Origin of the sequence: Duncaniella muris (assembly GCF_003024805.1) — a bacterium.
GTDB classification, from domain to species: domain Bacteria; phylum Bacteroidota; class Bacteroidia; order Bacteroidales; family Muribaculaceae; genus Duncaniella; species Duncaniella muris.
Map to the genome: position 1 here is coordinate 23,060 of NZ_PUEC01000024.1, position 26,876 is coordinate 49,935.

Annotated in this window: 25 protein-coding genes, 1 tRNA gene and 1 riboswitch; of the genes, 7 read left to right on the forward strand and 19 right to left on the reverse strand. The window is 52.3% G+C overall.

Translation table 11 applies throughout. From position 1 onward, the window contains the following. Positions 1-11 precede the first annotated feature (11 nt). The 12 genes from C5O23_RS10380 to C5O23_RS10435 form a co-directional block, all read right to left on the reverse strand. Positions 12-2,288 carry a hypothetical protein gene (locus C5O23_RS10380; protein ID WP_107032876.1) on the reverse strand — a complete coding sequence of 759 codons (2,277 nt, stop codon included), beginning with the start codon at positions 2,286-2,288 and terminating at the stop codon, positions 12-14. Beyond that, the gene (locus C5O23_RS10385; RefSeq protein ID WP_107032877.1) at positions 2,285-4,342 is read right to left on the reverse strand and encodes a carboxypeptidase-like regulatory domain-containing protein; all 2,058 of its coding nucleotides are present in this window, start codon (positions 4,340-4,342) and stop codon (positions 2,285-2,287) included. Before C5O23_RS10385 ends, C5O23_RS10380 begins: the two co-directional genes overlap by 4 nt. Before the next feature lie 12 nt (positions 4,343-4,354). Further along, a complete protein-coding gene (locus C5O23_RS10390; protein WP_160631214.1) occupies positions 4,355-4,912 on the reverse strand; it encodes a DUF3575 domain-containing protein in 558 nt (185 codons plus the stop codon). Positions 4,913-5,073: 161 nt separating this feature from the next. Further along, positions 5,074-6,774, reverse strand: a complete 1,701-nt coding sequence (gene thiC / locus C5O23_RS10395; RefSeq protein ID WP_107032879.1) for a phosphomethylpyrimidine synthase ThiC — start codon at positions 6,772-6,774, stop codon at positions 5,074-5,076. A 29-nt stretch (positions 6,775-6,803) separates the two neighbouring features. Then, positions 6,804-7,580, reverse strand: a complete 777-nt coding sequence (locus C5O23_RS10400; protein WP_107032880.1) for a thiazole synthase — start codon at positions 7,578-7,580, stop codon at positions 6,804-6,806. A gap of 47 nt (positions 7,581-7,627) precedes the next feature. Continuing rightward, entirely contained in the window at positions 7,628-8,263 is a 636-nt protein-coding gene (locus tag C5O23_RS10405) for a thiamine phosphate synthase (RefSeq protein ID WP_107032881.1), read from the reverse strand. A gap of 5 nt (positions 8,264-8,268) precedes the next feature. Then, positions 8,269-8,850, reverse strand: coding sequence for a thiamine phosphate synthase (locus C5O23_RS10410; protein ID WP_107032882.1), 582 nt, complete (start codon positions 8,848-8,850; stop codon positions 8,269-8,271). An 18-nt stretch (positions 8,851-8,868) separates the two neighbouring features. After that, a complete protein-coding gene (thiS, locus tag C5O23_RS10415) occupies positions 8,869-9,069 on the reverse strand; it encodes a sulfur carrier protein ThiS (protein WP_107032883.1) in 201 nt (66 codons plus the stop codon). A gap of 37 nt (positions 9,070-9,106) precedes the next feature. Then, the gene (gene thiD / locus C5O23_RS10420) at positions 9,107-9,931 is read right to left on the reverse strand and encodes a bifunctional hydroxymethylpyrimidine kinase/phosphomethylpyrimidine kinase (RefSeq protein WP_107032884.1); all 825 of its coding nucleotides are present in this window, start codon (positions 9,929-9,931) and stop codon (positions 9,107-9,109) included. Positions 9,932-10,049: 118 nt separating this feature from the next. Next, positions 10,050-10,157, reverse strand: a riboswitch (TPP riboswitch). Positions 10,158-10,310: 153 nt separating this feature from the next. Continuing rightward, positions 10,311-11,402, reverse strand: a complete 1,092-nt coding sequence (gmd, locus tag C5O23_RS10425; RefSeq protein WP_107032885.1) for a GDP-mannose 4,6-dehydratase — start codon at positions 11,400-11,402, stop codon at positions 10,311-10,313. Positions 11,403-11,553: 151 nt separating this feature from the next. Then, on the reverse strand, positions 11,554-12,717 hold the full coding sequence (locus tag C5O23_RS10430; RefSeq protein ID WP_107032886.1) for a DUF4861 domain-containing protein: 1,164 nt from the start codon (positions 12,715-12,717) through the stop codon (positions 11,554-11,556). A 30-nt stretch (positions 12,718-12,747) separates the two neighbouring features. Continuing rightward, positions 12,748-13,608, reverse strand: coding sequence for a sigma-70 family RNA polymerase sigma factor (locus C5O23_RS10435; RefSeq protein ID WP_107032887.1), 861 nt, complete (start codon positions 13,606-13,608; stop codon positions 12,748-12,750). 248 nt (positions 13,609-13,856) lie between these two features. Here C5O23_RS10435 and C5O23_RS10440 point away from each other — a divergent pair, with 248 nt between their 5' ends. From C5O23_RS10440 to C5O23_RS10450, 3 genes are all read left to right on the forward strand, one after another. Continuing rightward, positions 13,857-14,681 (forward strand): glycogen/starch synthase, encoded by an 825-nt coding sequence (locus C5O23_RS10440; RefSeq protein WP_107032888.1) that lies wholly within the window; start codon positions 13,857-13,859, stop codon positions 14,679-14,681. A 12-nt stretch (positions 14,682-14,693) separates the two neighbouring features. Continuing rightward, positions 14,694-16,115 carry a DUF4270 family protein gene (locus C5O23_RS10445; protein WP_107032889.1) on the forward strand — a complete coding sequence of 474 codons (1,422 nt, stop codon included), beginning with the start codon at positions 14,694-14,696 and terminating at the stop codon, positions 16,113-16,115. A gap of 113 nt (positions 16,116-16,228) precedes the next feature. Beyond that, a tRNA-Thr gene (locus C5O23_RS10450) sits at positions 16,229-16,301 on the forward strand. A 57-nt stretch (positions 16,302-16,358) separates the two neighbouring features. Here the strand turns inward: C5O23_RS10450 and C5O23_RS10455 are convergent. Continuing rightward, positions 16,359-17,252: a radical SAM protein gene (locus C5O23_RS10455; protein ID WP_107032890.1), complete on the reverse strand. Its 894-nt coding sequence runs from the start codon at positions 17,250-17,252 to the stop codon at positions 16,359-16,361. Positions 17,253-17,466: 214 nt separating this feature from the next. On the opposite strand from C5O23_RS10455, the gene C5O23_RS10460 reads away from it, so the two are divergent. From C5O23_RS10460 to C5O23_RS10470, 3 genes are read left to right on the forward strand one after another with little or no spacing between them, the layout of a single operon-like run. Further along, positions 17,467-17,820, forward strand: a complete 354-nt coding sequence (locus C5O23_RS10460; RefSeq protein ID WP_107032891.1) for a winged helix-turn-helix transcriptional regulator — start codon at positions 17,467-17,469, stop codon at positions 17,818-17,820. A 1-nt stretch (position 17,821) separates the two neighbouring features. Then, on the forward strand, positions 17,822-18,226 hold the full coding sequence (locus tag C5O23_RS10465) for a VOC family protein (protein ID WP_107032892.1): 405 nt from the start codon (positions 17,822-17,824) through the stop codon (positions 18,224-18,226). 5 nt (positions 18,227-18,231) lie between these two features. After that, on the forward strand, positions 18,232-18,546 hold the full coding sequence (locus C5O23_RS10470; RefSeq protein ID WP_107032893.1) for a TfoX/Sxy family protein: 315 nt from the start codon (positions 18,232-18,234) through the stop codon (positions 18,544-18,546). 90 nt (positions 18,547-18,636) lie between these two features. On the opposite strand, the gene C5O23_RS10475 is transcribed toward C5O23_RS10470, so the two are convergent. After that, positions 18,637-19,494 carry an enoyl-ACP reductase FabI gene (locus C5O23_RS10475; RefSeq protein ID WP_107032894.1) on the reverse strand — a complete coding sequence of 286 codons (858 nt, stop codon included), beginning with the start codon at positions 19,492-19,494 and terminating at the stop codon, positions 18,637-18,639. Positions 19,495-19,684: 190 nt separating this feature from the next. Here C5O23_RS10475 and C5O23_RS10480 point away from each other — a divergent pair, with 190 nt between their 5' ends. Continuing rightward, a complete protein-coding gene (locus C5O23_RS10480; protein ID WP_107032895.1) occupies positions 19,685-20,488 on the forward strand; it encodes a TrmH family RNA methyltransferase in 804 nt (267 codons plus the stop codon). 127 nt (positions 20,489-20,615) lie between these two features. Here the strand turns inward: C5O23_RS10480 and rhaD are convergent, their stop codons facing one another. From rhaD to der, 5 genes are all read right to left on the reverse strand, one after another. After that, the gene (gene rhaD / locus C5O23_RS10485; RefSeq protein ID WP_107032896.1) at positions 20,616-21,425 is read right to left on the reverse strand and encodes a rhamnulose-1-phosphate aldolase; all 810 of its coding nucleotides are present in this window, start codon (positions 21,423-21,425) and stop codon (positions 20,616-20,618) included. Between the two features lie 23 nt (positions 21,426-21,448). Beyond that, on the reverse strand, positions 21,449-22,480 hold the full coding sequence (locus C5O23_RS10490; RefSeq protein WP_107032897.1) for an L-rhamnose/proton symporter RhaT: 1,032 nt from the start codon (positions 22,478-22,480) through the stop codon (positions 21,449-21,451). After that, entirely contained in the window at positions 22,477-23,730 is a 1,254-nt protein-coding gene (locus C5O23_RS10495; RefSeq protein ID WP_107032898.1) for an L-rhamnose isomerase, read from the reverse strand. Before C5O23_RS10495 ends, C5O23_RS10490 begins: the two co-directional genes overlap by 4 nt. A gap of 46 nt (positions 23,731-23,776) precedes the next feature. Beyond that, complete coding sequence (locus C5O23_RS10500; protein ID WP_107032899.1) at positions 23,777-25,210, reverse strand: rhamnulokinase; 1,434 nt, start codon at positions 25,208-25,210, stop codon at positions 23,777-23,779. Between the two features lie 101 nt (positions 25,211-25,311). Beyond that, a complete protein-coding gene (der, locus tag C5O23_RS10505) occupies positions 25,312-26,631 on the reverse strand; it encodes a ribosome biogenesis GTPase Der (RefSeq protein WP_107032900.1) in 1,320 nt (439 codons plus the stop codon). Positions 26,632-26,876 lie beyond the last annotated feature (245 nt).

Here is a 26,876-nt window from a genome sequence, read left to right on the forward strand (position 1 = left end):
CAGCCTCTCGGTTAAAATCGGTAGGTTATGCCAAGCGGTAGGCGACCGACTCCCACGAAGTGGTGGCCGTTGTGTTTTTCGCCATTGATTCGTGGCTGCCAGACGGTCACCATCGGAGTCAGTGTCAGACCGATGTTGTCGGTCAGGCGATAGCTGGCGCGCAGGCCGCCTTCAAGAGCCAGTGATGTCTTGGAGTTTCTGCATGATCCCCAGCCGAAGCCGATTCCGGCCATCGGGCTGATTTCAAAGCGGCGGTCAGTCTCTCCGGTAAACACATGGGTGAGATTGAGCATATAGTCGAGGCTGAGGGTTTTGATCTCCTGATTGACGATCCGGTTGAAGGGCACACAGTCATAAGCGAATGAGAGTTGCAGTCCGGAGGTGCCGGTGAGCCACCCTCCGGCTGTGGCGTTGAAGCCCCAGGAGACTTTGCGGAACGATGTGTTGGAGAAACTTTCGCTGTAGAGCATCGGGCCTCCCGCTATTCCGACATAGGGGCGGAATTCCGATAAATCAGTGGCAGAAGCATGGGCCGAACGTTCTTTCCTGGTGCGGCCTATTTTGTAGCTGAGGCCTGCGAGCAGACGTGCTTCAGGATTGAAACGGCGTGTGTAGTTCGGGATGGCAAGCAGCTGCACCTGAGGTTCGAGGATGATGTCGACTGCGGGTGACACACCGATGCGTCCGCGCAGTCCGGCTCTTGGTCCCCAGATAATGCTGTTGTGCTTATGGTTATAATGTGCGATACCGGCGTTCATGCCTACGAAGGCATCAAGATCGAAGCTACGTTCGCTGTCAAAGCCGCCGGCGAGTGTCGACAGGCTCAACAGATAGTCGGCCGAGAGCGAGAGGGAGCGGTAGTTGGCTCCGGTGTTATAATATTCGTATTCACCGTTGATTCTCCAGGCGCTCTCCGGTGTGTACCATTTGCCGAAGCCTATGGCAACGGCGCAGTTGGGCTGCCATGAGCGCGAACGCATCAGCACTCCGCCGAGAAGATCGAAGAAGTAGCGGCGTGAGTAGAGGAATTCTCGATAGTCGAAATGCGACTTGTAGGCATCATATTCGGGTGATGTGTTGAAGCGGTAGACGAGGCCAACGTTAATTCCTGGCATCAGAGCGACGCGGTGGCTGGCACGAGCTATCTCACTGTCGAATGCCCTGACATTGGGTTCAAGATAGAGCCCTACAGAGGGTGAGACTTTCCATATGCCCTGAAGTCCGGCATGAAGCCCGGGGAAAAATTTCTTTCCTTCGCCTGAGAGGCAGGCTGCGCTTGCACCCAGCACCACGTTTGTCTCTATTTTGGCATCGGGGTTATAGCCTACGAATGCCGAATTAAGATTCCAAAGGAAGTCAAGATCGGCTATTGTGCTGTAGCGTTTTTTGAATCCTGCGGGCTGCCGGAGTTCCGCGCCGCCGATCGAAAGACGCAGGCCGGCGGGTGCGCTGAACCATTTTCCGATAGAGAGGGTTCCTGCGGCGCCTATGCGGTCACGCCATTCAGAGGTGTTTTCGCCGATTGACACAATTCCTCCTGAGAGACCAATGAAGAGATTGTCGCGGAAATGGTTGTTGGCAAACATGGAGTTGTCCACGCTGATGCCTTTTCCTCCGGCCATACGGTAGCCGAGACCGACCATGACAGATGCGTTCCAGTCATATTTGTGCCATGTCTTGACATCGTCAAGCTTGTCGCCGTAGATGCCGAGACGAGGTTCCACATAGAGATAGGTGGATGATGTGAGGTAGACTCTTGGCTGCAGGGCTATTCTGGCACCGGCCACACCCCAGAGACGGTGACCTTCGCGGTGGAGCGCCTGGCCTTCGATTCCCATGATTCCGACCAGTTCGAAATGGCGTGAGGGGTTGTCGCCTCGAAGCAGGGATGAGAGGTTCATCATGTAGTCGAGTGAGAGGGCTGCGAAATACGGTTTGTAGTCTCTGAGTCCGTGGTGGCGTCCGCCGCTGATTCCGAGACGCCAGCCGTGGACGGGAGTTATCCAGTCTCCGATGGATATCCCCGCGCGGTAACCGTTTTCGGATGACGGACCTGACAGATGCGAGTTGGGGCGCATCCATTCGGGGCCGCCTTCCATAGAGATGAAAAGATGGTCGCCGAAGCGTTTGTGAGCGAATTTCTCGGCAGGGGCAGGGCGCTGGAGCACGTAGTCAAGCGCGTTCATAGTCGAGTCGATGGCCACCGGAGCATCCTGGGTGGCATAAGCGCCTAAGGGCAGAATGCAGGAGCTTATAATAGTGCAGATGGTGCGTATATTGGTTTTCATATCTGTTCCTCCTCTTCTTCACGTTCTTCCATAAGGTCAATAAGGTCGCCGTCTATTTTGGCGATTTCCTTAAGTTCGGGCTTAAGGCGGAGAGCATTTTCAAGGTGGCTTACGGCTGCCATGTATTCATCCACACGGTTTGCCGCCACAGCTTTGAGGTATTCTTCTTCAGCTGAGCCTCCGAGTTTTGAAGCCTTGCGCCAGGCCTGATCATTGGCTTTGAGGGCAAGGAGTATCACCACTTCATTGATGGGTGATTCGGCGGCTACTTCCTGCATGGCTTCCTCATAGCGTCCGTTGAACACATCGGTGTAGACTTTGGCTTTGTGGAATTTCGGAGTGTCAGGCAGAAGCGATGCCAGCGAGTCGGCTTCGAGATAGTGGTGAGAGGCGAGGCAGGCTGCTATGTGGTTGAGCCGTGATTCGTCGGGGATTTTCTTTGTCTTGTTTCCGGGTTTGAGATAGGCGGCGAGTAGGTCGTAGTCCGCTTCGCCGCGTTCGAGCTTCATGGCCGAGAGGTCAGTGGCGGCGACAATGAAGTTCGGATGTGTCTCAAGCGCTTTTTTCAGATATTCCTCTTTCTCAGCCGGTGTCTTGGCCACATAGCGGTAAAGACGGAAGAATTCGAAACGTGAAAGCGATTTGGGATCTGTCTTGTAAACTTCGGCTATTTCATCGTCGGTCAGATAGCGGTATTGCGATGTCAGAAATTCATAGCTGACCTTACGCATGCGGGGAAGATATTTTTCGGGTATCAGCGATGAATAGAAGGGCAGTTTGCGCACACGGACTGACTGCATGTCCATCTGTCCGGGGTAGCGGGCTATGATCTCGGCCACTGCATCGGCTTCGGTGTTGAGGCTGTCGGCACGGAGCATTTTGACGAGAGTTTCCCACGGTTCGACTGAGGCATCGCTTTTGACTTCCATGTATCGGCGGGTAGTGGGGGAGAGGTTGTCCATGATCAGGTCAAGAGCCGACTGCATGCGTCTTTGCGAGAGAGTCACGTTTTTCTCATAGTTGCCTTCAGGCGACGAAGTGGAGTAGATATAGAAGCTCTTGAGGGCGGCATCCGGGTCGTTTTCGATGCGCTGCAGCTGGCTCAGAAGCGAGTTCATTTCAGAGCGGTTGTTGCCCTGGTCCATGTCAAGGCGGGCGTCGTTGACGCGGAATGTCAGCATGACGTCGCCACGGGTGTCGCGCATCTGCATTTCAGGTGTCGGATAGAATGTGGTGTCGGTGACTTCGGTCCCGATCAGATTGTACTGGAAGAAGCGCATCGGGTTGACAGTGCCGCGGGCTATGGTTGTGGTGTCGCGATAGAATACGCGGTTGTAGTTTTCCATTGCCATGAGCATGTCGCAGTGGAAGTCGTGGTCAGGATTATCGAGATAGACGGAGTCGCTCCAGAAGATCATGTCGTCCTTGCGGCTTGAATGTTTCTGGACCTCTACATAGGGTGTGAGCGGATCGTCATTGAGATCAAAGTCGAGCATTCGGTCCTGGGTGATGTTGTAGCGGCGTCCGTCAAACACGAGTGGCTTGAGATACCACATTTTCGATGCCGAGACATTGTAGAGTGCCGGCTGGATTATCAATCGGGTGGAGGAGCCGAACAAGCGGTGAGGCACTTTTATGCGGGTCTTTATGTGGGCATAGTTACCTTTGATCTCGATGTCGGTAGGCTCCGGGGCCACGGTCTTGAGTTTGCCTTTGGCCTTGACCAGGACTTCATCAAGGGTTATCGAGGAACGTGTCAGCATAACATCGATGGTCAGTCGTCCCTCTACGGGGACTTCGGTGTCTTCCATGCCGAGGATGGAGAACACGAGCTTGCCGTCGCCGTCAATGATTACGAGATACTTGCCTTCTTCGTTGGTGCTTGTGAGGAGCTGTTCGTTTTCAGCATTGTAAATGCAGACTCCCTGCATCGGCTCGCCCTGTGAATTGGTAACGATGCCGCGGACATTGATGTCACGTGCTGTAGCGGCGAGCGCTATCATGAGGATAGCCGCGATAGAGGAGAGGATGCGTTTGGCTGTTGTCATTTCCATTTCTTTCGCGGATTATTTAAAAATGTAAGAGAATGAAATTCCGGTTCCGACAGGCACAGGCACCCACCGGCTCATGTTTGTGGTGGCAGGCTGGCCGTTCTGGTAGAGATAGTTGTAGCCCCATACACGTGCCATTCCAAGTCCAAGAGTGAATTCTACGTTCCAGTGTCGGTTGAGCACGAGGGCATAGCCGTAGGTCAGACCGGCGGCTACTCCGTTGCCTTTGTAGCAGTGTTCGCGCAGGCGCAGGTTGAAGACTCCGCCGCTGAATGCTACTCCCATGAAGTGGCGGGCCATCGGGCGGTTGAACCAGTAGCGCAGCGACGGTTCGATGCGCAGGTTTTTGAGCTTGATATCTGAGCCGTAGACAGTCTTGTCGAGAGGATTTCCGGCAACGCCGATCTCGAAAGTGACTCTGCGTGACAGACGGGTGTCAAGGGTGAGGTTGGGCGACATAAGCACCCAGTCAAGCGTGTTGGTCTTCAACGCGACCCTCTGCGCTTTGGCCGGGACATAGCATAGTGTGAAAGAGAGGATGGAGAGGAGCCAAAGAAAAAGCCTATTGGTCATCGGTGAAAATTGTAAAAATAGTTGAACGGTTAAGTTATAGTGTGTGATTATGTCATCAGAAGACATGAAAAGCAATAACCACTGATAGACGCAAGAGGGTGCTACAATCGCAGTAGGGTCCCTCTTGCGGTTATATACGGTGGCATCAAGTGATGAATATTTTATTTTGCGCAGTCGTCAACAAGTTGCTGGGTGATTCGCATCGCACAGAAGTTGGGACCACACATGGTGCAGAAGTGGTCATCGTCCTTGTGGCTCTCTACGTAGTACTGACGTGCGCGGGCTGGATCGAGCGACAGGTTGAACTGGTCTTTCCAGCGGAATTCGAAGCGGGCCTTGCTCATGGCGTCATCGCGGACCTGTGCGCCGGGATGTCCTTTGGCAAGGTCGGCGGCATGGGCTGCGATCTTGTAGGTGATCACACCGTTGCGCACATCTTCGAGGTTGGGGAGTGCGAGATGTTCCTTGGGGGTCACGTAGCAGATCATAGCGGTGCCCATCCAGGCTATCTGTGCGGCTCCGATTGCCGAGGTGATGTGGTCGTAGCCGGGAGCGATGTCGGTGGTCAGCGGGCCGAGGGTGTAGAACGGCGCTTCGTGACATTTGTCGATCTGGCGGTCCATGTTCTCGCGGATCTTGTGCATCGGCACGTGGCCAGGACCTTCGATGAGCACCTGTACATTGTGTTTCCAGGCTATTTCAGTGAGCTGACCGAGCACATCGAGTTCGAGGAACTGCGAGCGGTCATTGGCATCGTGGATAGAACCCGGACGCAGACCGTCGCCAAGCGAAACTGCTACGTCGTAGCGGGCGAGGATCTCACAGATTTCATCGAAATGGGTGTAGAGGAAGTTTTCCTGATCGTGGATCACGGCCCAGCGGGTCATTATAGATCCGCCGCGCGACACGATGCCTGTCAGACGTTCCTGAACCATGTCAGCATGAGCGCGGAGAGCTCCGGCATGGATGGTGAAGTAGTCAACACCCTGCTCTGCCTGTTCGATCAGTGTGTCACGATAGATTTCCCAGGTCAGATCCTCCACTTTGCCGTTGACTTTTTCAAGAGCCTGGTAGACGGGGACTGTTCCTACGGGCACCGGGCAGTTGCGGATGATCCATTCGCGGGTTTCGTGGATGTTGTCACCGGTCGAGAGGTCCATCAGAGTGTCGCCTCCCCAGTAGCAGCTCCACACGGCTTTGCTGACTTCTTCCTCGATTCCGGAAGAGAGGGCGGAGTTTCCGATGTTGGTGTTGAGTTTTACGAGGAAGTTGCGGCCGATGATCATCGGTTCGGCTTCGGGATGGTTGATGTTGGCGGGGATGACGGCACGTCCGGCTGCTACTTCCTGGCGTACGAATTCAGGAGTGATGTGGCTCTTGATGCCGAGGGCTTCGGCATTATTGTTCTCGCGGATGGCTACATATTCCATCTCAGGGGTGATGACACCCTGGCGGGCAAGCGCCATCTGGGTTATTTCCCTGCCTTCGGCCGCGCGGCGGGGTGCGTAGCGGTGGCTGAAGCGGATTGAGTCGAGAGAGCTGTCGGCTTCGCGCATGCGTCCGTAGTCAGAGGTGATGCATGAGAGCTGTTCGAGGTCTTCGCGTCCGGCTATCCACTCCTCGCGCAGACGGGGAAGTCCGGCGTTGATGTCAACGGTTACGTTCGGGTCTGTGTAGACACCGCTGGTGTCATAGACATAGACAGAGCCGTTCTCGCGGGTCAGGCGTTCGCCATCAATGATTTTTACAGTAGGGGTGAGGTTGACACGCCGCATGGCTACGCGGATCGGATGGAGTTTTCCGTCAATGTAGACTTTTTCTGAACCGGGATAGCTGTTTACGTCGATGTTTTCTATTTCCATATTCTGAGTTATGGTGATAAATGTCTGATTTATAGATTGAGAAATTCAGTGAGAGGGCTTGTTGCGGATGCTGATGAAGAGACAGATCCCAGACCGGCGAGATAGGCTTTACGTCCGGCTTCGACTGCAAGTCTGAATGCGACGGCCATTTCAACAGGGTCGCCTGCTACGGCGATTGCTGTGTTGACCAGAACGGCATCGGCTCCGATTTCCATTGCATCGGCTGCGTGAGAGGGAGCTCCGAGTCCGGCGTCGATCACCACCGGCACACGACTTTCCTCGATTATGATTTCAAGCAGATCGCGTGTCTTGAGCCCTTTGTTAGTTCCGATCGGTGCGCCGAGTGGCATTACAGCAGCGGTGCCTACTTCTTCAAGGCGCTTGCACAGAACCGGATCGGCCTGGATATAGGGGAGCACCTTGAAGCCTTGTTTTGCAAGGACTTCGGTGGCTTTCAGTGTCTCGATGGGGTCGGGGAGCAGATATTTGGGATCGGGGTGGATTTCAAGTTTGATAAAATCGGTCCCGAAACAGTCACGGGCAAGATTGGCTGCGAGCACGGCTTCTTCGGCTGTGCGGACGCCTGAAGTGTTGGGGAGAAACCGTACATGCTCGCGGTTGATGTGGCGCAGCATGTCATCTTCTTCCTCATGGTCCATGTCGATCCGCTTCATGGCCACAGTGATCATCTGCGAGCCTGAAGCGAGAATTGATTCAAGCATCAGGCGGTTGGACGAAAATTTGCCTGTGCCTACGAATAGGCGTGAGGTGAATTCTTTTCCTCCGATGGTTAAAATGTCGTTCATATATAAGCTTGTGTGATGATTTTGTCTGGAAGTGGTGTGGCTGATGATTACCGGCGCTTTTCAAATGCTTCCTGAAGAGCGCCGAGCACCTTGCGGGTGTAGTCCACCGGGTCATCGGCGTTGATGATTGATCCGCTCATGGCTACTCCGTTGACTCCTGTGGCCATGACTGCCGGTATGTCTTCAAGGGTGATTCCGCCGATAGCCACGATGGGGAGCAGGATGTCAGCGGCGCGGACTTCACGGACTATATCCGTGTAGCCGTCAAGGCCGATTACCGGCGAGAGGCGGGCTTTGGTGGTGGTGTAGCGGAAGGGGCCGAGGCCTACATAGTCCACGTCCCAGCCGCGGAGCCGGGTGATGTCAGCGGCGGTGTTGGCTGTGCATCCGATGATGGCTTCCGCTCCCATGTTCTCACGTGCGACGAGCGGATTCATGTCATCTTTGCCGAGGTGCACGCCGTGGACCGACATCTCTATGGCAAGTTCTACGCGGTCGTCGAACACGAGGAAGGCTTCGTTTTCCTTGCAGAGCGGGATGATTTCAAGAGCCGTCTGCCGGAATTCTTCATCAGTGGCATCCTTAAGGCGGAGCTGTATCCATTTGCAGCCTCCTTCAAGGACCATCTGGACTTCTTCCGCAATCGTGTAGCGCTCGGATGGATGGGTTATGAACTGGAGCATAAGAGTCAGATTAGTTTTATGGTTTGTTCCGCAAACTGCCTTACAGTTGTGGCCGGGCTGTTCCACGGAATGGCTCCAAGCATGGCGAAGCCATTGAAGTTATAACGTTTGAGATATGGAATTCGTTCAGGAGTAACGCCTCCGAGTGCGATGACCGGAGTCGGGATATCGTCAAGAGCGGAGAGGGTCTCGCCGGTGAATGCTGAGTGATAGCCTTGTTTGGAGATGCTGTCAAAAATGGGGCTGAGGGTGGCATAGGCCAGCCCTGTGCATTTTCTGAGTTCATCGATCGAGTGGCATGAACGGCTCAAGGCTCCTCTGTAGAGGGCCGGTGCGTCCGGACAGCGGTGGTTCAGATGCAGGCCTCCGAGATTGAAATCGTTGCAGAGGTCGAAGTGGCCGTGGAGCACGAGGCAGCTGTGGAAAGCCTGGGGTATTGCTTCGATGAGTTTTCTGACATCGGTGCGTGACGCTCCGGGATGGCGGAGGTGTACTCTGTGCCATCCGGCATCAAGAAGCGCGCATACCGCTGCTGCTTCATGCCGCTCGTTTTCGAGGCGTTCCGGTGTAATGGCTATCGCTGTCATCGCGGAGAGATTTATGGCTTAGCCTCCGTAGAATGCCTTGATGATGACAATGTCATCTCCGTCGGCAAGTTTATGAGACGGACGCAGCACGGCGGGTATTACTTTTCCGTTGACGGCTGTGGCGATTCCCTGTGGTTTTATTTCTTTGGCGTCAAGAGCATCTTGCAGAGAGGCGCCGTCAGAGAGGGTTATGTCTACTTGGTTGACTTTTACGGTCATGGTTGTTGGTTTTATCTGTTGAAATAGCCTGCCGGGATCAGCGGCTTTTCGGATTGAAATTTTTTAATCGTCTGGGTGAGAAGAAGTGGTTCACGGGTCCGTGGCCGTGGCCTGTGGAGATCCATGCACCGGCTTCAAGGGCGCGTGTCACGTAGAGTTTTGCCATTCTGACGGCTTCGGTCAGGGAGTAGCCGAGTGCGAGATAAGAGGCTATGGCCGATGAGAGGGTGCACCCGGTTCCGTGGGAGTTTTTTGTGTCGACAGCATCGGCTTTGAGTTCGATGGTTTCTCCGGTGGCGCCGAGATACAGTGTGTCGGTTTTGAAATCAGTATTGTCAGAGTCGCCGCCTTTGATCAGAATGTTCTTGCAGCCAAATTTCCGCAATGCTTCGATCTGCTCTGCGGTGTCTAAAGATCCGGCCAGTTTTTCGGTTTCCATCCGGTTGGGAGTAACAAGCGTGGCCAAAGGGAAAATGCGGCTGACAAGGATTTCGATGGCATCCTCTTCAAGGAGCATTGATCCGGAGGTCGAGACCATTACCGGATCGATAATGAGATTTTCGGGACGATAGTGTTCGAGACGATCGGCTACAGCCGCGGCGACTTCTGCATTGCAGAGCATCCCGATCTTGACGGCCAGAGGCGGAATGTCGGTCATGACCATGTCGATCTGATCGGTCACTACTCCCGGCGACACTGGCATGATCGACCGCACCCCGGTGGTGTTCTGGGCTGTGATAGAGGTTATGGCCGACATGGCATAACAGCCGATGGCCGACATTGTCTTGATGTCAGCCTGGATGCCGGCGCCACCCGATGAATCGGACCCGGCGATTGTGAGAGTGGGATAGTAAGTTCTCATCGCGCTTTGTTATTATTAAAACTCCTGCTTTATGCCATAGTGGGCATAAGGCCAGACGATACTCTTCGAAGTCCGGCTGACGGCAGGCGGTCAGACGTCGGACTGACAAAGCGGCTGAGGCAAAGTCAAGTGCAATCCCTTCGGCGGTACTAACCGCATCAGGTTCAGAGGGTATCATCTCAGCGGCAATCACAGGAGGGTGAATGCCGCACCCCTTTGTCGGCGCAAAGGTAGAGTTTTATTCGTGATTTTCCAAATCATAAGCGGTCTAAAAACGGCATCGGGACTTTGAAAAATCATCTGAAAAATCACCGATGCGCCCCACTCCGGGCGCATCGGCAAAAATGAGCTCCTTTTGAGAGCAGAGTTTTGTCTGCGGTTATTTCACGATGCCTTTTTCAAGATATTCGGCAAGGTTGGTGCGTACCTGTTCGCCGGCGCGTTCTACGGCTACTTTGGCCATGTCGGCATCTACCATGAGGTTGACGAGCTGCTCGAAAGAGGTCTTCTTGGAAGGGTCCCAGCCGAGCTGCTTGCGGGCTTTTGAAGGATCGCCCCAGAGGTTGACAACGTCGGTCGGGCGGTAGAAGTCGTGCGATACTTCGATGACTACTTTGCCGGTCTTTACATCGATGCCTTTTTCATCGGCTCCTTCGCCTTCGAAACGCAGTTCGATACCTGCGCGACGGAAAGCGTAGAGGCAGAATTCACGCACTGAGTGCTGTTCGCCGGTAGCGATCACGTAGTCTTCGGGTTTTTCCTGCTGGAGGATGAGCCACATACATTCCACATAGTCCTTGGCATAGCCCCAGTCGCGGAGCGATGAAAGGTTGCCGAGATAGAGTTTTTCCTGTTTTCCCTGGGCGATGCGGGCTGCGGCAAGGGTGATCTTGCGTGTTACGAATGTCTCGCCGCGGCGTTCTGATTCGTGGTTGAAGAGAATGCCTGAGCAGCAATACATGTTATATGCCTCGCGGTATTCCTTGATGATCCAGAATCCGTAAAGTTTTGCCACTGCATAGGGTGAGTAGGGGTGGAAGGGTGTCTTTTCGTTCTGAGGAACTTCTTCAACCTTTCCATAAAGCTCTGAAGTTGAAGCCTGATAGATGCGGCAGGTGTCGGCAAGGCCGGTGAGGCGCACGGCCTCAAGGATGCGGAGCACACCGGTGGCATCGATGTCGGCTGTGAATTCGGGCGAGTCAAAAGATACCTGGACGTGGCTCTGGGCGGCAAGATTGTAGATTTCGTCAGGGCGCACTTTTGACACTACCTGTAGTATCGACATCGAGTCACCGAGGTCGGCATAGTGAAGATGGAAGTTGGGCTTTCCCTCAAGGTGTGCGATGCGTTCGCGATAATCTACTGACGAACGGCGGATGGTGCCGTGAACATCATAACCTTTCTCTAAAAGGAACTCTGCCAGAAACGAACCATCCTGGCCGGTGATACCTGTGATCAGTGCAGTTTTCATTAGTCTTTAATTGATTTGTTACAAGCTACTAAGTGAGTTTTGAGCCGCAAAGGTAATGAATGTTTGTGATATATTAAAATTGAAATTTTATTTTTTTTGATATTAACGAATTGAGAGGATGCCTGATAACCAAGCATCCTCTCGAATTGTTTTATTTGATTGTTATTTTTGCCGGATTTCGTTTCTCTTTTTCCCACCGGTGTAGGTAGTTGAACCATTCGGTGGCAGAGTGGGGAGAGGCGCTGTCGCGTTCGGCTCCGGAGATAAAGCTGTAACGGATGCGGCCCTTGGTGTCGGTTTTCAGAAGTGTCAGATAATTGACGTTATCTTCCTTGACAGATCGCAGATAGGCTGCCGGCACAAAGATGCCGAGCCCGATTGTGTCGGTTATGTCGGGCATTCCTTTGTCAGGCAGATTTGTGCCCCAGCTTCCGGCAAGACCGGTTTGGGTGAGGAAGCCTTGGTTGTCAGTGGCGAGTTTTTGCACCCCTGTGCAATAAGTATATGTTTTGGGAGCGCCTGAAATGGTGATGTCTACGTCGATGTCGCGGTGACGGGCATAGATTGTGTAGCGCTGGCGCATTTCAAGAGGTGTGCCGTTGTAGATCCAGCCGCGGTCAGAGACTTCGACTATGGAGCGGACCGGACCTGTGGCGATCACGCGCTGCATTCGGGTGGTGACGGTGTCAATGGTGACGGGGCTGCCGTTCTGCCATCCGCGGAACGAGCCGAGCGCCACTGAGGTTCCGGCCCATAGCACGTCGCGGCCGTAGCCTTGTTCGAGTTGCTTGCGGGTGGTGTAGAAGCCGGTGCTGTCAAGTTCGAGCCGCGGGGTGTTTTTGGCGTAGAGGTCTACGCTCTGGCGGTTGTCCATGTAGATGCGAATGGCATTATAGAGCCCTTCAAGCACAACTCCGTGGCCGTAGATGCTGTTGTACATCTGGCGGTTGTCAACATCGCCCGGAAAAGCGATGGCCTGTATCTCAGGATGCTTCTTGTTTTTGTCGTTGAGCTTGAGGTAGGCCTTGGTTTCGGGGGTGAATGATGTTTTCGGGCGGGCCGATGAGAGGTCGACGGTCAGAGTCTTTGTCTGGTTGGCTTTCAGGTCGACGAGGAAAACGAGTTCATCGGGACGGCCGTCGTCGTTGAGATCGTCAAGTTGCCAAGGCGTGTCGGGCTGGCCTTTGATGACCGCCGAGTTGATTTCTTTACCGTTTTGTGCTATAGGAACAACAACCGGCACCGCCTGGCGGGGTGTCGGTTGTGGATTCGTAACGGTAACAGTAATTGAAAGCAGGAGTGAAAACGCGAGCATGAATTGAGTCGGTTTTGAGGTTTATGCTGATTACTGGCCGAGATATGCTTTGAGCAGGTGGCTTTTCTGACCCTTGAGCCGGCGGATGGCCTTTTCTTTAATCTGGCGCACACGTTCGCGGGTCAGGTCGAATTTGGCGCCGATTTCTTCGAGGGTCATTTCCTGACAGCCTATGCCGAAGAACATTTTGAGGATTTCGCGTTCACGGTCGTGGAGCTGCTTGAGGGCGCGCTCTACTTCTTTTGACAGAGACTCCTGGGTGAGTGTTGCATCAGCCATAGGAGAGTCATCGTTTGTGAGCACGTCAAGAAGACTGTTGTCCTCGCCTTCAACGAAGGGGGCGTCGACAGAAATATGGCGTCCTGAAACTTTGAGTGTATCGGCGATTTTGTCGACAGGCACGTCGAGCTTTTCAGCGAGTTCTTCAGGCGACGGACGGCGTTCGTTTTCCTGTTCGAATTTCGAGAGTGCCTTGCTGATTTTGTTGAGCGAACCTACCTGGTTGAGCGGCAGGCGCACTATGCGGCTCTGTTCGGCCAGAGCCTGGAGGATGGACTGACGAATCCACCACACGGCGTAGGAGATGAACTTGAAGCCTCGTGTCTCGTCAAATTTCTGTGCCGCTTTAATCAAGCCGAGATTGCCTTCGTTGATAAGATCGGGGAGGCTGAGCCCCTGGTTCTGATATTGTTTTGCCACAGATACAACGAAGCGGAGGTTGGCACGAACGAGCTTGTCGAGAGCTCTCTGGTCTCCTTGGTGAATGCGCTGGGCGAGCTCTACTTCCTCTTCGACGGAGATGAGCTCTTCGCGGCCGATTTCCTGGAGGAATTTATCGAGCGACGCGCTTTCACGATTGGTTATAGATTTGGTGATTTTTAATTGTCTCATGTCTACTTATAGCAGATAATTCGTGCAAAGGTAGTAATTTTTCGGCTTATATCAAAATTTGAGAGTCTTAAAAGAGGTGAGATCAAGGTCTGAAAGTCGAAAAGTTGCTGTTTGGATGCGCGCGATGGTGGAAAAATGAAAAAAAAATTGTAACTTTGCAATCCAATCACATAACAAAGAGCCTGGGCCAAGAGTTCAGCTGTAAAAAATATGGACCTTGGCCGGTTCGCTAAGACTATCTATCCTAAATGGCGCCCAAAAAAGTTCTATTCGTCTCGCAAGAAGTATCGCCTTATCTGCCGGACACATCAATGTCAGTCCTTGGTCGTGACATACCGCAGGGTATTCATGGCAAAGAATTCGAAGTGAGGAGCTTCACCCCGAAATATGGCTGCATCAACGAACGCCGCAACCAGCTCCACGAAGTGATTCGTCTCTCCGGCATGAATCTTATCATAGATGATTCAGACCACCCTTTGATAATTAAGGTGGCGACCTTGCTGCCTTCGCGCATGCAGGTCTATTTTATTGACAATGACGATTATTTTCAGCCATTACCTGAAAAGGGGCTCGAAACAGATCTTCTGCCGGCTGACAATGACGAACGCATCATGTTCTTCACAATGGGTGTTGCGGAGACCGTCAAAAAACTCCGTTGGCAGCCGGCTGTGATCCACTGCAGCGGCTGGGTTTCGGCTCTGACTCCACTGTATCTGCGCAGACGTTATTCGGATGACCCGATTTTTCGAGACTCAAAGATCGTCTATGCCCTGCAGCCTGAAAAGTTTGAAGGAACTCTTGACCCGCGTTTCGCAGAGAAACTGCGCATGAGTGATTTCAGCGAAGAAGATATAGCGGCTCTCGGCTCCGACCCCGTGGATTTCGCCACCCTTAACCGTCTGGCCATTGACTATGCCGATGCCGTCATCCAGGTGACCGGTGATGTCGATCCAGCGCTGGTTGAATATGCCAAGGCTTCCGGTAAACCATTCCTTGCTTATGAGGGCGAGGAAGATCGCGTTGACCGTTACACAGAATTTTATCGCTCGCTTTTAGGCGAGGAAGATGATTAATCTCCGATCAAAATGAAAAAATTAGCTCTGCTTTCAGCAGGCGTAATAGCCACACTCTCAGTCATTTCATGTGACGAAAGCACCTCAACAGCCGGCGGGAGCTTGGTCGAGGATGAGGTTGAGATCGTCATAGACTCCAACTTTACCGTCAGCGGACGCCCGGTCAGCAATGATCTGGTGCAGTCACGCACTGTGCTTCAGCTTCTCGGAAATCTGGATGCCAAAGGATATGGCAATCTCCGCAGCGATATCGTCTGCCAGTATATGCCATCGTCTTATGTCGATACATTTTATGTCAAGCCGGACTATATTGATTCTGTCAAGCTCGTCCTTTCTATGTATAAGGACGGATTTGCCGGAGACTCTGTGGTGCCGATGGGGCTTACGGTTTATGAACTCAACAAACAGTTGCCTTCGCCGATCTACAGTGACTTCACTCCTGACGGATATTACGATCCTTCGGCACCTATCGGTTCAACATCGTACTCGGCGCTCATTGACGGAGCCGAGGATATAGGGGCTGACAGCGAGGGCAGTATTATAAAGGATATAAAGGTGACTCTGCCGACAGAATTCGGTGTCCGTCTCTACAATCAGTTCAAGACCTCGGAGGCCACATTTGCCACCCCACAGGCATTCGCAAAATGGTTTCCCGGATTATACATCGCCAATTCATTCGGTTCAGGACGTGTGACAAGAATAGTCAACAATATGATCAACGTCTATTACCGTTCGGTTATGCCGATTCCTGACACCGATCCGCAGCGTGACACAGTGTTCAACCTCGTCGGATCATATATGGCTGTCACTCCGGAGGTAATCACCAACAATAATATAGTATATAAGATGTCGGAAGAACTTAAGCAGCGCGCCCAGTCAGGCGAAACAATGCTTATAGCTCCCACCGGCTACGATGTGGAGTTCAACTTCCCGGCACGCGAAATACTCCGCCGCTATCAGGAAAACAGCGGATCGCTTGCAGTGGTCAACTCACTTTCGCTCTCGATTCCCGCCAAAGAGATCGAAAATGACTACGGTCTGACACCTCCGCCATATGTGTTGCTTGTCAAGAAGAAGGATAAGGACAAATTTTTTGCCGGAACTCAGATCAATGACAATCTCTCGTCGTTCTATGCTTCATACAACTCTACCACCAAGAGCTATACATTCTCGTCAATGCGCGATTATATTCTCGACATAATCAAGAAAGGCGAAGCTACGGAAGAGGATGAGGAGTTCGTCATCTGTCCGGCACTGGTGTCGTTCTATGTGAATTCCAATTCAAACTACTACAGCTATTACTACGGCTACAACACCACATCCACTCAGGTAAGCTCCATAACACCTTATGTAACCGAACCGGTAATGGCAACGCTTGATTTCTCGAATGCCAAGATCAAGTTCAGCTACAGCAAGCAGACCCTTGGTAATTAAAAAATAAATTAGTAACTTTGCGCTGCAATAGTCCTGACGGGGTTGCCGCAAAGTTACTTTTTTGTGGTCTAGGCATATGACGGACATCCCAGAGTCCGGACCGCAGCCATCAAGCCGCAATAGCTCAGTCGGTAGAGCATTTCATTCGTAACGAAAAGGTCGTGGGTTCGAGTCCCACTCGCGGCTCAAAGGGAGTGACAGAAATGTCGCTCCCTGCTTTTTTTGATACTTTGCATGTGCAAATCACAGATGCCATATCCGGTGGCGGTATGTTTTGAGTTCTTCTTCCGGGAACTTGGCTATCGCATTGTCAAATTCTCGGAGCAATGTGACTTTGTCGTTTGGAAGCGCTCCGGTGATCGGTACCGTATTGGATATGTGATGGCCAAGGAGGTTGACTTTTATGCTAAGTCGGTCAATGAGTGTGCGCATTTCCATCAGCCTCTCGATTTCCGGTTCTTCCTCATAAGTCCCGTCGAGTACTTCATTAAACAGTTGTGACTCCGGGAATATCGTGAGTGATACAATGTTGATTATGCAGGGGTGGAGCTGATTGAGGACATGGGCTGTTGCCACGGCGCTTTCCTCTCCTTTCCCTCGTCCTCCGAGTCCGTTCAGATAGAACACGTTGTAGCGGATTCCGGCTTCGTCAAGTTTCGATAACTGTTCGAGAATGTCAGAGGCGTGATAACCTTTGTTCATTCTGTCGAGGGTCTCATCGTGAGCCGTCTCGATGCCGATGTTGATGCTGTCGAGCTTCATGTGCCGGAGGTTTTTCAGCTCTTCCACAGATTTTGATTTAATGTCTGTCACACGGGCGAACATTCCGAACGATACCATGTGAGTAAGATATTTTCTTAACAGAAGTGCCACATCCATCAGTTTGTTGTAGCTCAACGCAAAAGGGTTGGCTCCTGTGAGATATACTCGTCTGGCACGCGGTTGCCACTGGCGAATGACTTTCAGGTCTTCTTCCACCTCTGACAGCGGCGACATACGGAACGGAGTGCCGTGATAAAGGCTACAGAATTTGCACTTGTGCCATGTGCAGCCGGATGTGATCTGAAGAAGCTGCGAATTGGCCTCGTATGGCGGACGCCACACCTGCCCGGTGAAATGGAGTTGCGGATACATCATATTTGATTATTTTTTGTAACTTTGCGGTGAGTCAGAGTGCTTTGCACCGCGCATCGGCTGCGCCGACATGCGCTCTCTGCTCACTCGCGAATGTTTCACATTTGTAGTGCAAAATTAGATGATTATCAGTGTGGAAGCAATGACTTACCGATAGGTTTGACCCTTACCGAAAAGTTTGTATTGCTCGTGATCAGTCATTTTTGAAACCTCGGTTATGGCAAAAAAACTTGACTACGAATATTGCAAGGCGGCTCCGATGCTTGAATGGCTCGGCAACAAGTGGGCGCTGGTGGTTCTCGTGAAGATTTCAGAGAACGGACCGGTGCGCTTCAATGAGCTGTACCGCAACATTCCGTCAGTATCGGAGAAGGTACTGTCGCAAGTGCTTCGTCAGCTGGCCGCCGACGGCATAATCCGTCGCGAACTCTTTCCGGATGTCCCTCCACGGACGGAATATTCGGTGACGGAGTTCGGTAAAACTCTTTTGCCTCACGTCGAGGCTCTGCTCAACTGGGGACGCGAGAATTTTGAACGGATAATGGAAAACCGTAAAAATGCAAACAGATAATATGGCAGCTAAATTTAATTTCAATACCATCGGATTGTTTACGACTGACAATACCCGCATGGTGGCATTCTATCGTGACATAATGGGGTTTGAAACCGATTGGAACGGTGAAGACCCTGATGTAAGGATGCAGCTTGGCAATATGTGGCTAATATTGTTCCCACGTACCGCCTTTGAACAGATGACCGGGCGGGAATACTCTTATCCATGCGGACTGAACGGCACGGTCGAACTGGCTTTTTATGTACCGACATTCAGCGATGTAGATGAAGAGTATGCGAGAGTGACCGCCCTTGGAGCAAAGTCAGTATTTGCACCGCAAACTATGCCTTGGGGGCAACGCACCTGCTATATTGCAGACCCCGAAGGGAACCTGATTGAAATCCACTCTTTCACCAAAGACTAAATAAAATGGCGTGTACCTATGCATTTATTGAATTCATCTGTGATGCACTTGCTCCATTGGGTGTGGTTCGCAGTCGCAAGATGATGGGCGATTACGTCATCTATGTCAATGAAAAATGTGTAATCACAGCCTGCGACAATATCGCTTACGTAAAGAAATTGCCCTGTATTGCCGACTTGATGACTGATGCCGAGTGCGGCTTTCCTTATCAGGGCGCAAAGGAGGCCTATATCCTTGACTTCGCTGACACCCGCAAGGCTCTTAAGGTGATTGAAACTCTATGGAATGATCTCCCGTTTCCGAAATCAAAGAAAAAGTAACAATAGAGAGCTCACACAGAAAAGACAGATCCCGAAGCCGTGGCGGTTTCGGGATCTGTGCTTATAGTCTGGATCTGTCTGGCTGAGTGTTTAGCCGTACTGGATTGTTCCGTCTTCGTTGCGGTACTGGTCAAAGCCTTTTTCGTACTGGTCCATTGCACGGAGGCTCATGCCCATGCTTGAGAAACCGCCGTCATGGAAGAGGTTCTGCATGGTGACCTTGCGGGTAAGGTCGCTGAACATGACAATGCAATAGTCGGCACATTCGTCGGCTGTGGCATTGCCGAGGGGCGACATACGGTTTGCAAAGTCCATGAGCGAAGACATGCCCTTCACGCCGCTGCCTGCAGTGGTCTGGGTGGGCGACTGAGAGATGGTGTTGATGCGCACTGACTTTTCGCGACCGTAGATGTAGCCGAAGCTGCGGGCTATTGATTCGAGGAGCGCTTTGGCATCGGCCATGTCGTTGTAGCCGAACATTGTGCGCTGGGCTGCGATGTAGCTGAGGGCCACGATGCTGCCGTGGTCAGCGATCGCATCAAGTCTTTTTGCGGCCTGAATCATCTTGTGGAATGATATGGCTGATATGTCAAGCGTCTTGTTGAGCAGATCGTAGTCGATGTCATCATAGAGACGTTTCTTGCGCACGTTGGGTGACATGCCGATAGAATGGAGAACGAAGTCGATCTTTCCTCCGAGGATTTCCATTGATTTCTGGAATACCATTTCGAGATCTTCCACATTGGTTGCATCGGCCGGGATAACTTCAGCATTAAGCTTTTCGCCGAGTTTGCTGACATCACCCATGCGGACTGCGACCGGGGTGTTTGACAGAGTGATTGTAGCGCCTTCTTCTACAGCTTTCTCAGCTACTTTCCAGGCAATACTCATGTCATTGAGCGCGCCGAAGATAATGCCGCGCTTTCCTTTCAAAAGATTATAAGCCATTTGGTCTATTAAATTAATTCGTTTCTTTTATTTCGCGGGTGCAAAGTTACGCAGAATTGGGCGGGATTTGAAATATTTTCGGCAAAAACGCTCCCCGGAGGTTGCAACAACCGTAATATTGACTTAATTTTGTGATAATTTGGAGTAAAGTTTTCTGACGCTCACACCCCTCCACTAACGATTGAGAATTATGCCGATAATTGAAATTTCATCATTGACACATCCCGGAGCAGAGATTTTCAGCTCATTGACCGAAGCCCAGTTGCGTAACAGACTAGAACCTGACAAGGGTGTCTTCATAGCAGAGAGTCCTAAGGTGATACGTGTGGCTCTTGAAGCCGGTTATGAGCCTGTGGCTTTGCTGTGTGAGCGGAAACATATAGAAGGTGACGCTGCCGACATTGTGGCGCGTTGCGGAGACTCAGTCCCGGTCTATACAGGTGACCGGGATCTGCTTGGCACTCTGACCGGCTATACTCTGACACGCGGGGTGCTCTGTGCCATGCGCCGTCCGCAGGCTCCGACTGTCGGTGCAGTGCTGAATGAAGCCCGCAGGGTGGTGGTGATTGACGGTGTGGTAGACACAACCAACATAGGAGCGATATTTCGCTCAGCTGCCGCTCTTGGCATTGATGCCGTGCTGCTTACGCCGTCATCATGCGATCCGTTCAACCGCAGAGCGGTAAGGGTTTCGATGGGGTCGGTATTTCTTGTGCCGTGGACATGGCTTGACGGACCGATCGGCTCATTGCGTGAATCCGGGTTCAAGACGGTGGCGATGGCTCTGACTGACAAGTCTGTCTCTCTTGAAGACCCGGCGCTGAGAGAGGAGCCTCGGCTCGCTATAGTTATGGGTACCGAGGGCGATGGACTTGCCGATGCGACTATTGAAGATGCCGATTATACAGTGCGTATTCCTATGGCTCACGGGGTCGATTCGCTCAATGTGGCCGCCGCGGCGGCTGTGGCTTTCTGGGAGCTTAGAGCCCGATAGGGATTCTGCATAAAGTATCGGTCCTGCCGGTCTGAATTTTTTCTTTCAGACCGGCAGGACCGTTTATATATAAGGAGGCTTTGGCCGCCTTTCTGGGGCTGATTATGTGTGGGTAGCTTGCGCCTGATTATTTGGGCAGGTTGAAGGCCACTGTCATCTCTTTCATCTGCTCGTCAGACATGCCGTCAGGTTCGAAGCCCATGTTCTTGGCGCAGATGTAGATCTGGGCAGATTTGTTGAGCACATCAACCTGGTCGAAGGCCATCATGATATCTTCCTCTACGGCGAAGACTCCGTGTTTTTCCCAGAGTGTCACGTCGTAGTCGGCAAGTTCCTTGATGGTAGACTCGGCGAGGATGTTTGAGCCGGGAAGCTGATAGGGGATGATGCCGAGACCGCGCGGACAGAAAGCCTTGGTTTCGGGGATCATGCTCCAGAGCAGGCGAGTGGCCACGTCTTTTTCAAGATATTTGTTGCAGTGTGACATTGCCACGAGTTCGATCGGATGAGTGTGGAGCGATGCTTTGTATTTCGAGCCTTTTCCGATGAGGTAGTTGTGGACGGCAAGATGCGAAGGCAGTTCCGAGGTGGGTTTCACCGGTTCGTCTGCGATGATCTCATAGTGGGCGCAGTCATCGGTGATGCGGATCACAGAACCGTTGGCCATAGGCTTGCGGGCGAGATCACGCATACGCTTGTTGGTGCCTTTGCAGAAGAAATAGCATCCCTTGAGGTTGGGAAGAGTCATGCCGATAGGAGCGGCGGGAGCGATGGCCGGCATGGCGCGGATCGCATCGTCGACATATTCGGTTACGTTGACTGTGATGTTGCCTCCGTTACGTTCGGCCCATCCCTTTTCCCAGAGATAGCCGGCTACTTCAGCTACTTTTTCAACCTCGGCTGTGAGCACGGGGCGGTTTTCTAATATTGATGACATAAGTATGTGATAAATATTGATGGTCAGATCAGTTGCGGAAGGAAGCACGAAACGATGAGCACTGCGATGCCTATGACAAGCACTGTGATCGTTTTTGACGAGCAGCCTTTCCACTCTTTAAGTATTATGCCCCAGACGTTGGAGAAGACCACGTTGAGCGCCATGAGGATGCAGAACGAGAGGGTCATCAGCGTAGGGGAGTCGGTCAGGAATCCTTTGCCGAGTGCGAGTCCGAAGAACTGGCTGTACCAGAGAGCTCCGGCAAGGAGGCAGAAGAGCAGGTTGTTGCCGAGGACGGCTCTGTTGGCATAGTCGCCCCAGGTCCGGTTCTTGTGGTTCTGATAGAAACAGTAGACGGCGTTTGTGACGAATCCGCCCAGGGTCACAAGCAGAGTGGCCGGAAGGGTTTTGTAGATGTCAGGGGTGAGTGAACCGAAATTGATTCCGCTGCCGAATTCAAGGCCTACGTTGAAGCAGCCGCTCATGAAACCTGCAAGCAGGGCGATGGTGATTCCTTTGGGGAAATTGAAGTCCTTGACAGCAGCCTTCTTCTCTTCTTCGCTGAGCGATGAGGCTTTCATTGATCCGGCGATGCCGATGATGGCGATGCCGATCAAGGTGACAACCACTCCGAGGATCACAGCCATTGTCAGCTGAGAGAGCGGATCGTTTTCAGGGAAGAAAATGTTGAGCAGCACGGGGCCCATTATGGTGCCTAAGCCGGCACATGTGCCGAGGGCTATAGACTGACCGAGCGCCACTCCGAGATAGCGCATGGAGAGTCCGAAGGTCAGACCTCCCACTCCCCAGAGTGCTCCGAAGAGAATGGTCATCCAGATGTTGAATGACTGGTCGGCTGTAAAAAGCTCTGTCAGCGAATGGCCGGCCGGAACGGCGAGGAGTGCGCCCAGAAACGGCAGAATGAGCCACGCGAAAACGCCCTGCACAATCCAGTAGCTTTCCCAGCTCCATGACTTGATCTTGTTGATGGGTACATAGCAGCTGGACTGGCAGAAAGCGCCGATCGCGATTATAAGGAGACCTATCAGTATCATCGTTTGCTGGTGACGTCACGTTCATACTGCTCCACTTCGACGATGTAGTTTTCGCCGACAGGCACATTGTTCTTGAGGCAGAACATGTCATAAACGGCATTCCAGGGGAGGTTCTTGCACTCTTCGAGGAGGGCAAGGCGCTGGAATCTCTTGTCTTCGAGTTCGTATTTGCGCAGAGTTTCGGTGGGTTCGAGCAGTGCGCGGAGCATGCACTTCTGGGCTGCGCGGCTACCGATCACGTAAGCGCCGATGCGGTTGAGGGTGCCGTCGAAGTAGTCGAGGCCGTAGTGCACGCGGTTGAGGGCGCCGGCACGGACAATTTCGCTGAAGAGGTCCATTGTCGGGTCGTCCATGATGGTGACATGGTCAGAGTCCCAACGGATGGGGCGGCTCACATGGAGCATCAGTTCGGGCACGAAAAGCAGCATGGCTGACACCTTGTCGGCTACACTTTCGGTGGGGTGGAAGTGGCCTGTGTCAAGGGTGATCATCATGTTGTTCTTGGCGGCGTATGATGTGTAGAAGTCGTTTGAGCCTACGGTGTAGCTTTCAAGTCCGATGCCGAACACCTTTGACTCCACGCAGTCTTTCATCCAGTCATATTTGTGTTCGAAGATCTGGTCGAGAGAGTCTTTGAGGAGCTCACGGTAGAGATAGCGGTTGACGGTGATGTCTTTTGAACCATCGTGAACCCAGGTGTTCATGATACAGGGGTCCTGCTGAGCTTCACCTATGGCCTGAGAGATGGCACGGCAGCGCTTTGAATGTTCGATCCAGAAATCACGGATGCCCTTGTCGGGGTTCGAGAGGCTGAGGTCGCCGCTCTTCGGGTGAGAGAATGAGGTTGAGTTGAAGTCGAGCTTGATGTCATTGGCTTTGCCCCAGTCGATCCAGCTCTGGAAGTGTTCGACAGAGCACTGGTCGCGGTCAACGAACTTGCCGCCGAAATCGCCGTAGATTTCATGGAGGTTGAGACGGTGCTTGCCGGGGATGAGGCTCATGGCATAGAGAATGTCGGCGCGGAGTTCGTCGATATTGCGTGCTTTGCCGGGATAGTTGCCGTTGACCTGGATGCCGCCGGTCAGCGAGCCGCCCTGGTTTTCAAAGCCGGCTACATCATCAGCTTGCCAGCAGTGCATGCTGAGGTGGAAGTCCTGCATCTGCTGCAGCACCTTGTCAGTGTCGATACCAAGTTTTGCGTAACGCTCTTTGGCTATTTCATAAGCTTGTTTTACAGTTCCTTCGTTCATGATAAGATAGATTTATATGTATTTAGGTAAAATTTGATGTGTCTGTTTATTGAGGGAGATAAGTTTTTGTCTCGGTTGAGTTGATTGCCACCTTGCGCATTTCGGAGAGGTCGCTGACGCGGGCATCAGCGCGAAGCTGCACGAGTACATTGCCGAGGGCTGTGGATTCGGTCGGACCGGCCACCACGGGCATTTGGAGTTCATTGGCGGTGAGCTGCATCAGATGGGCGTTGAGTGATCCGCCGCCTATCACATGCAGGGTATTGATTTCTTTTGGGGAGAGCTCACGCAGCCAGCCGAGCACTTCTTTGTAGCGGAGAGCCAGACTGCGGAATATCAGACGTACGTAGTCAGCCACTGTGACCGGCACTTTCTGTCCGGTACGCTCGCAGTAGTCGCAGATGGCCTGGGTCATCGAGGCCGGATTTGCAAATGACGGATCGTCTGGGTTGATTGTGCTGTCGATGTCAGATTCGGTGTAGAGCGCACACAGATCGGCAACACTGGCCGGCGCGTCTTTCAGCTCGGTGCGGGCGCGTTCGAATATCCACATTCCGCAGATGTTTTTCAGATATCGGATGGTGCCGTCAAGGCCGCCTTCATTGGTGAAATTGTAGGCAAAGCCTTTTTCGTTGATGATGGGCTTAGGTGTCTCGATGCCGAGAAGCGACCATGTGCCGCAGCTCAGATATGCGAAATTCGCATCTTTGGCAGGTACGCCGATCACGGCCGAGGCTGTGTCGTGTCCGGCTACTGCAATGACGGGGACCTCGCCCAGTCCGGTCAGCTGCTGAACGGCGGGTGTAAGTGAGCCGATACGATGACCTGGGTTCACGAGTTTGCCGAAGCGATCCTCGCTCAGTCCTATCCGGGCAAGAAGTTCGTCGTCAAGCCGGCCGGTTGTGGGATTGAGTATCTGAGATGTTGACGCGACTGTATATTCAGTCACGGCCTCGCCTGTCAGCATATAGGCCAGCGCATCCGGAATGAACAGGATTTTGTCTGAGTTGTGGAGTGCGTTGCCCTGATCTTTGCCTATAGTGTAGAGCTGAAACAGAGTGTTGAAATCCATGAATTGGATTCCGGTCTTTCCATATACTGTCTCTTTTGACATGTCTTCGCAGAACTTGTCGACAGCTCCGGTGGTGTGGGGGTCGCGGTAGCAGTAGGGAAGTCCGGCAAGTGTGCCGTCGGCATGGAAATAGGCCACATCGCATCCCCATGTGTCTATGCCTATGGACCGGGCTTTGGCTCCAAGGCTATTGAGTTTTTCAGCTGCCGTTTTCAGGCCGGTGAGAATTTCGTGGTAAAGTCCGGGCAAATTCCAGAACAGGTGGTCTGCTATGGGAAGCATCGGGTGTTTGAACCGGTGAAGTTCTTCGGTTGAAATTTTTTCGCCGTCAAACAATGCAAGGATAAGGCGACCGCTGGTCGCGCCGAGATCCACCGCTATATAATAGGTGGCAGATTCAGTTTTCATGATAATGACGTTGTTTATTAAATCCTAAGGTAGTGTGTGATTTGTCGTGGCGTGAGGGAGAAGGTGAGGGGAGAGAGGGAGTGTGTTTTCATGCGTGGTGATTATTTCTCACGCATGAAAACATTGATCGGTGTGCCGTGGAAGTCCCATGTTTCTCGGATCTTGTTCTCCAAGTAGCGGCGGTAGGGTTCCTTGACCCACTGCGGCAGGTTGCAGAAGAAGATAAATGTTGGAATGGGGGAGCCTTTCAGCATTGTCACATATTTGATTTTTATGAATTTTCCTTTGTTGGCGGGAGGCGGATAGGCTGAAATGGCTTCGAGCATCACGGTGTTGAGCTGCGAGGTGGGGACCACTCGCTTGCGGTTTTCGCATACGTGGAGGGCTGTTTCAAGCACTTTGTAGATGCGCTGCTTGGTGAGAGCCGATGCGAATATGATAGGGAAATCGACAAAGGGAGCGAAGCGCTCGCGGATGGCATCTTCGTAATGTTTGATGGCTTCCTTCGATTTGTCTTCTACGAGATCCCATTTGTTGACCACAACCACAAGACCTTTCTTGTTGCGCTGGATGAGAGAGAAGATTGAGACGTCCTGCGACTCGATGCCTCGTGTGGCGTCGATCATGAGGATGCATACATCCGAAGCCTCGATGGCGCGTATCGAACGGATCACAGAATAATATTCGATATCTTCTGTCACCTTGGTTTTTTTGCGGATACCGGCTGTGTCAACGAGATAGAAATCGAAGCCGAATTTATTGTAGCGCGTATAGATTGAGTCGCGTGTAGTACCTGCGATGTCGGTCACGATGTGTCGGTCTTCGTCAATAAACGCGTTGATGATCGATGATTTCCCTGCGTTCGGACGGCCTACGATGGCGATCTTGGGTATGTCATCGAGCTTTGACTCTTCGTCATCATCTTTTTCGGGCATTTTGAGGACCACTTCGTCAAGAAGATCGCCTGTGCCGTAGCCGCTTACTGCTGAGACTCCCATAGGGTCACCGAGTCCGAGACTGTAAAATTCGGCGATGTTGTAGAGCGAGTCACCTGCGTCAACTTTGTTGGCCACGAGAATTACGGGCTTGGTTGACCGGCGGAGAATTTCGGCTACCTGGTCGTCAAGGTCGGTTACGCCGTTCATGGCATCGACCACAAAAAGAATTTCGTCAGCCTGCTCGATGGCGAGGTGGACCTGCTTATTGATTTCGTTTTCGAAAATGTCTTCGCTGTTGACCACCCAGCCGCCGGTGTCGACAATCGAGAACTCTTTCCCGTTCCAGTCAACTTTGCCGTACTGGCGGTCGCGGGTAGTTCCGGCCTCGTCGTTGGTGATAGCGGTGCGTGACTGGGTAAGTCTGTTGAAAAGTGTGGATTTGCCTACATTTGGGCGCCCCACTATGGCGATCATTTGTCCCATTTGGATGATTATATAGATGGTTCCGGTTGTTGAGTTCCGGGTTGTTAAAAACAAGCCGAACGTCAGTGCAAATTTAATGAATAATTTCCTATCCCACAACTTTCGGCCGTGTTAGAACAGGGCAACCGCATCAAAATTTTGCTTTAAGTAGCATATCGGTCAGATAGTCGTTGGAAAGGCTCGCTTTGAAGCGTCTTTTCTTCAGACTACTTTTGTCGACATGCTCTTTAATAATCTGCATTGCC

Excerpts from the sequence above, each read along its gene's own strand:
- thiC (WP_107032879.1), bottom strand. The coding sequence starts at position 6,774 with ATGGAAATAGAAAACATCGACGTAAACAGCTATCCCGGTTCAGAAAAA.
- C5O23_RS10390 (WP_160631214.1), bottom strand. The coding sequence starts at position 4,912 with ATGACCAATAGGCTTTTTCTTTGGCTCCTCTCCATCCTCTCTTTCACA.
- C5O23_RS10460 (WP_107032891.1), top strand. The coding sequence starts at position 17,467 with ATGGCAAAAAAACTTGACTACGAATATTGCAAGGCGGCTCCGATGCTT.
- C5O23_RS10495 (WP_107032898.1), bottom strand. The coding sequence starts at position 23,730 with ATGAACGAAGGAACTGTAAAACAAGCTTATGAAATAGCCAAAGAGCGT.
- C5O23_RS10470 (WP_107032893.1), top strand. The coding sequence starts at position 18,232 with ATGGCGTGTACCTATGCATTTATTGAATTCATCTGTGATGCACTTGCT.
- C5O23_RS10440 (WP_107032888.1), top strand. The coding sequence starts at position 13,857 with ATGGCGCCCAAAAAAGTTCTATTCGTCTCGCAAGAAGTATCGCCTTAT.
- gmd (WP_107032885.1), bottom strand. The coding sequence starts at position 11,402 with ATGAAAACTGCACTGATCACAGGTATCACCGGCCAGGATGGTTCGTTT.
- der (WP_107032900.1), bottom strand. The coding sequence starts at position 26,631 with ATGGGACAAATGATCGCCATAGTGGGGCGCCCAAATGTAGGCAAATCC.
- C5O23_RS10400 (WP_107032880.1), bottom strand. The coding sequence starts at position 7,580 with ATGAACGACATTTTAACCATCGGAGGAAAAGAATTCACCTCACGCCTA.
- C5O23_RS10435 (WP_107032887.1), bottom strand. The coding sequence starts at position 13,608 with ATGAGACAATTAAAAATCACCAAATCTATAACCAATCGTGAAAGCGCG.
- C5O23_RS10490 (WP_107032897.1), bottom strand. The coding sequence starts at position 22,480 with ATGATACTGATAGGTCTCCTTATAATCGCGATCGGCGCTTTCTGCCAG.
- C5O23_RS10385 (WP_107032877.1), bottom strand. The coding sequence starts at position 4,342 with ATGGAAATGACAACAGCCAAACGCATCCTCTCCTCTATCGCGGCTATC.
- C5O23_RS10455 (WP_107032890.1), bottom strand. The coding sequence starts at position 17,252 with ATGATGTATCCGCAACTCCATTTCACCGGGCAGGTGTGGCGTCCGCCA.
- C5O23_RS10445 (WP_107032889.1), top strand. The coding sequence starts at position 14,694 with ATGAAAAAATTAGCTCTGCTTTCAGCAGGCGTAATAGCCACACTCTCA.
- C5O23_RS10410 (WP_107032882.1), bottom strand. The coding sequence starts at position 8,850 with ATGACAGCGATAGCCATTACACCGGAACGCCTCGAAAACGAGCGGCAT.
- C5O23_RS10405 (WP_107032881.1), bottom strand. The coding sequence starts at position 8,263 with ATGCTCCAGTTCATAACCCATCCATCCGAGCGCTACACGATTGCGGAA.
- C5O23_RS10475 (WP_107032894.1), bottom strand. The coding sequence starts at position 19,494 with ATGGCTTATAATCTTTTGAAAGGAAAGCGCGGCATTATCTTCGGCGCG.
- C5O23_RS10500 (WP_107032899.1), bottom strand. The coding sequence starts at position 25,210 with ATGAAAACTGAATCTGCCACCTATTATATAGCGGTGGATCTCGGCGCG.
- thiS (WP_107032883.1), bottom strand. The coding sequence starts at position 9,069 with ATGACCGTAAAAGTCAACCAAGTAGACATAACCCTCTCTGACGGCGCC.
- C5O23_RS10380 (WP_107032876.1), bottom strand. The coding sequence starts at position 2,288 with ATGAAAACCAATATACGCACCATCTGCACTATTATAAGCTCCTGCATT.
- rhaD (WP_107032896.1), bottom strand. The coding sequence starts at position 21,425 with ATGTCATCAATATTAGAAAACCGCCCCGTGCTCACAGCCGAGGTTGAA.
- C5O23_RS10465 (WP_107032892.1), top strand. The coding sequence starts at position 17,822 with ATGGCAGCTAAATTTAATTTCAATACCATCGGATTGTTTACGACTGAC.
- C5O23_RS10430 (WP_107032886.1), bottom strand. The coding sequence starts at position 12,717 with ATGCTCGCGTTTTCACTCCTGCTTTCAATTACTGTTACCGTTACGAAT.
- thiD (WP_107032884.1), bottom strand. The coding sequence starts at position 9,931 with ATGAGAACTTACTATCCCACTCTCACAATCGCCGGGTCCGATTCATCG.
- C5O23_RS10480 (WP_107032895.1), top strand. The coding sequence starts at position 19,685 with ATGCCGATAATTGAAATTTCATCATTGACACATCCCGGAGCAGAGATT.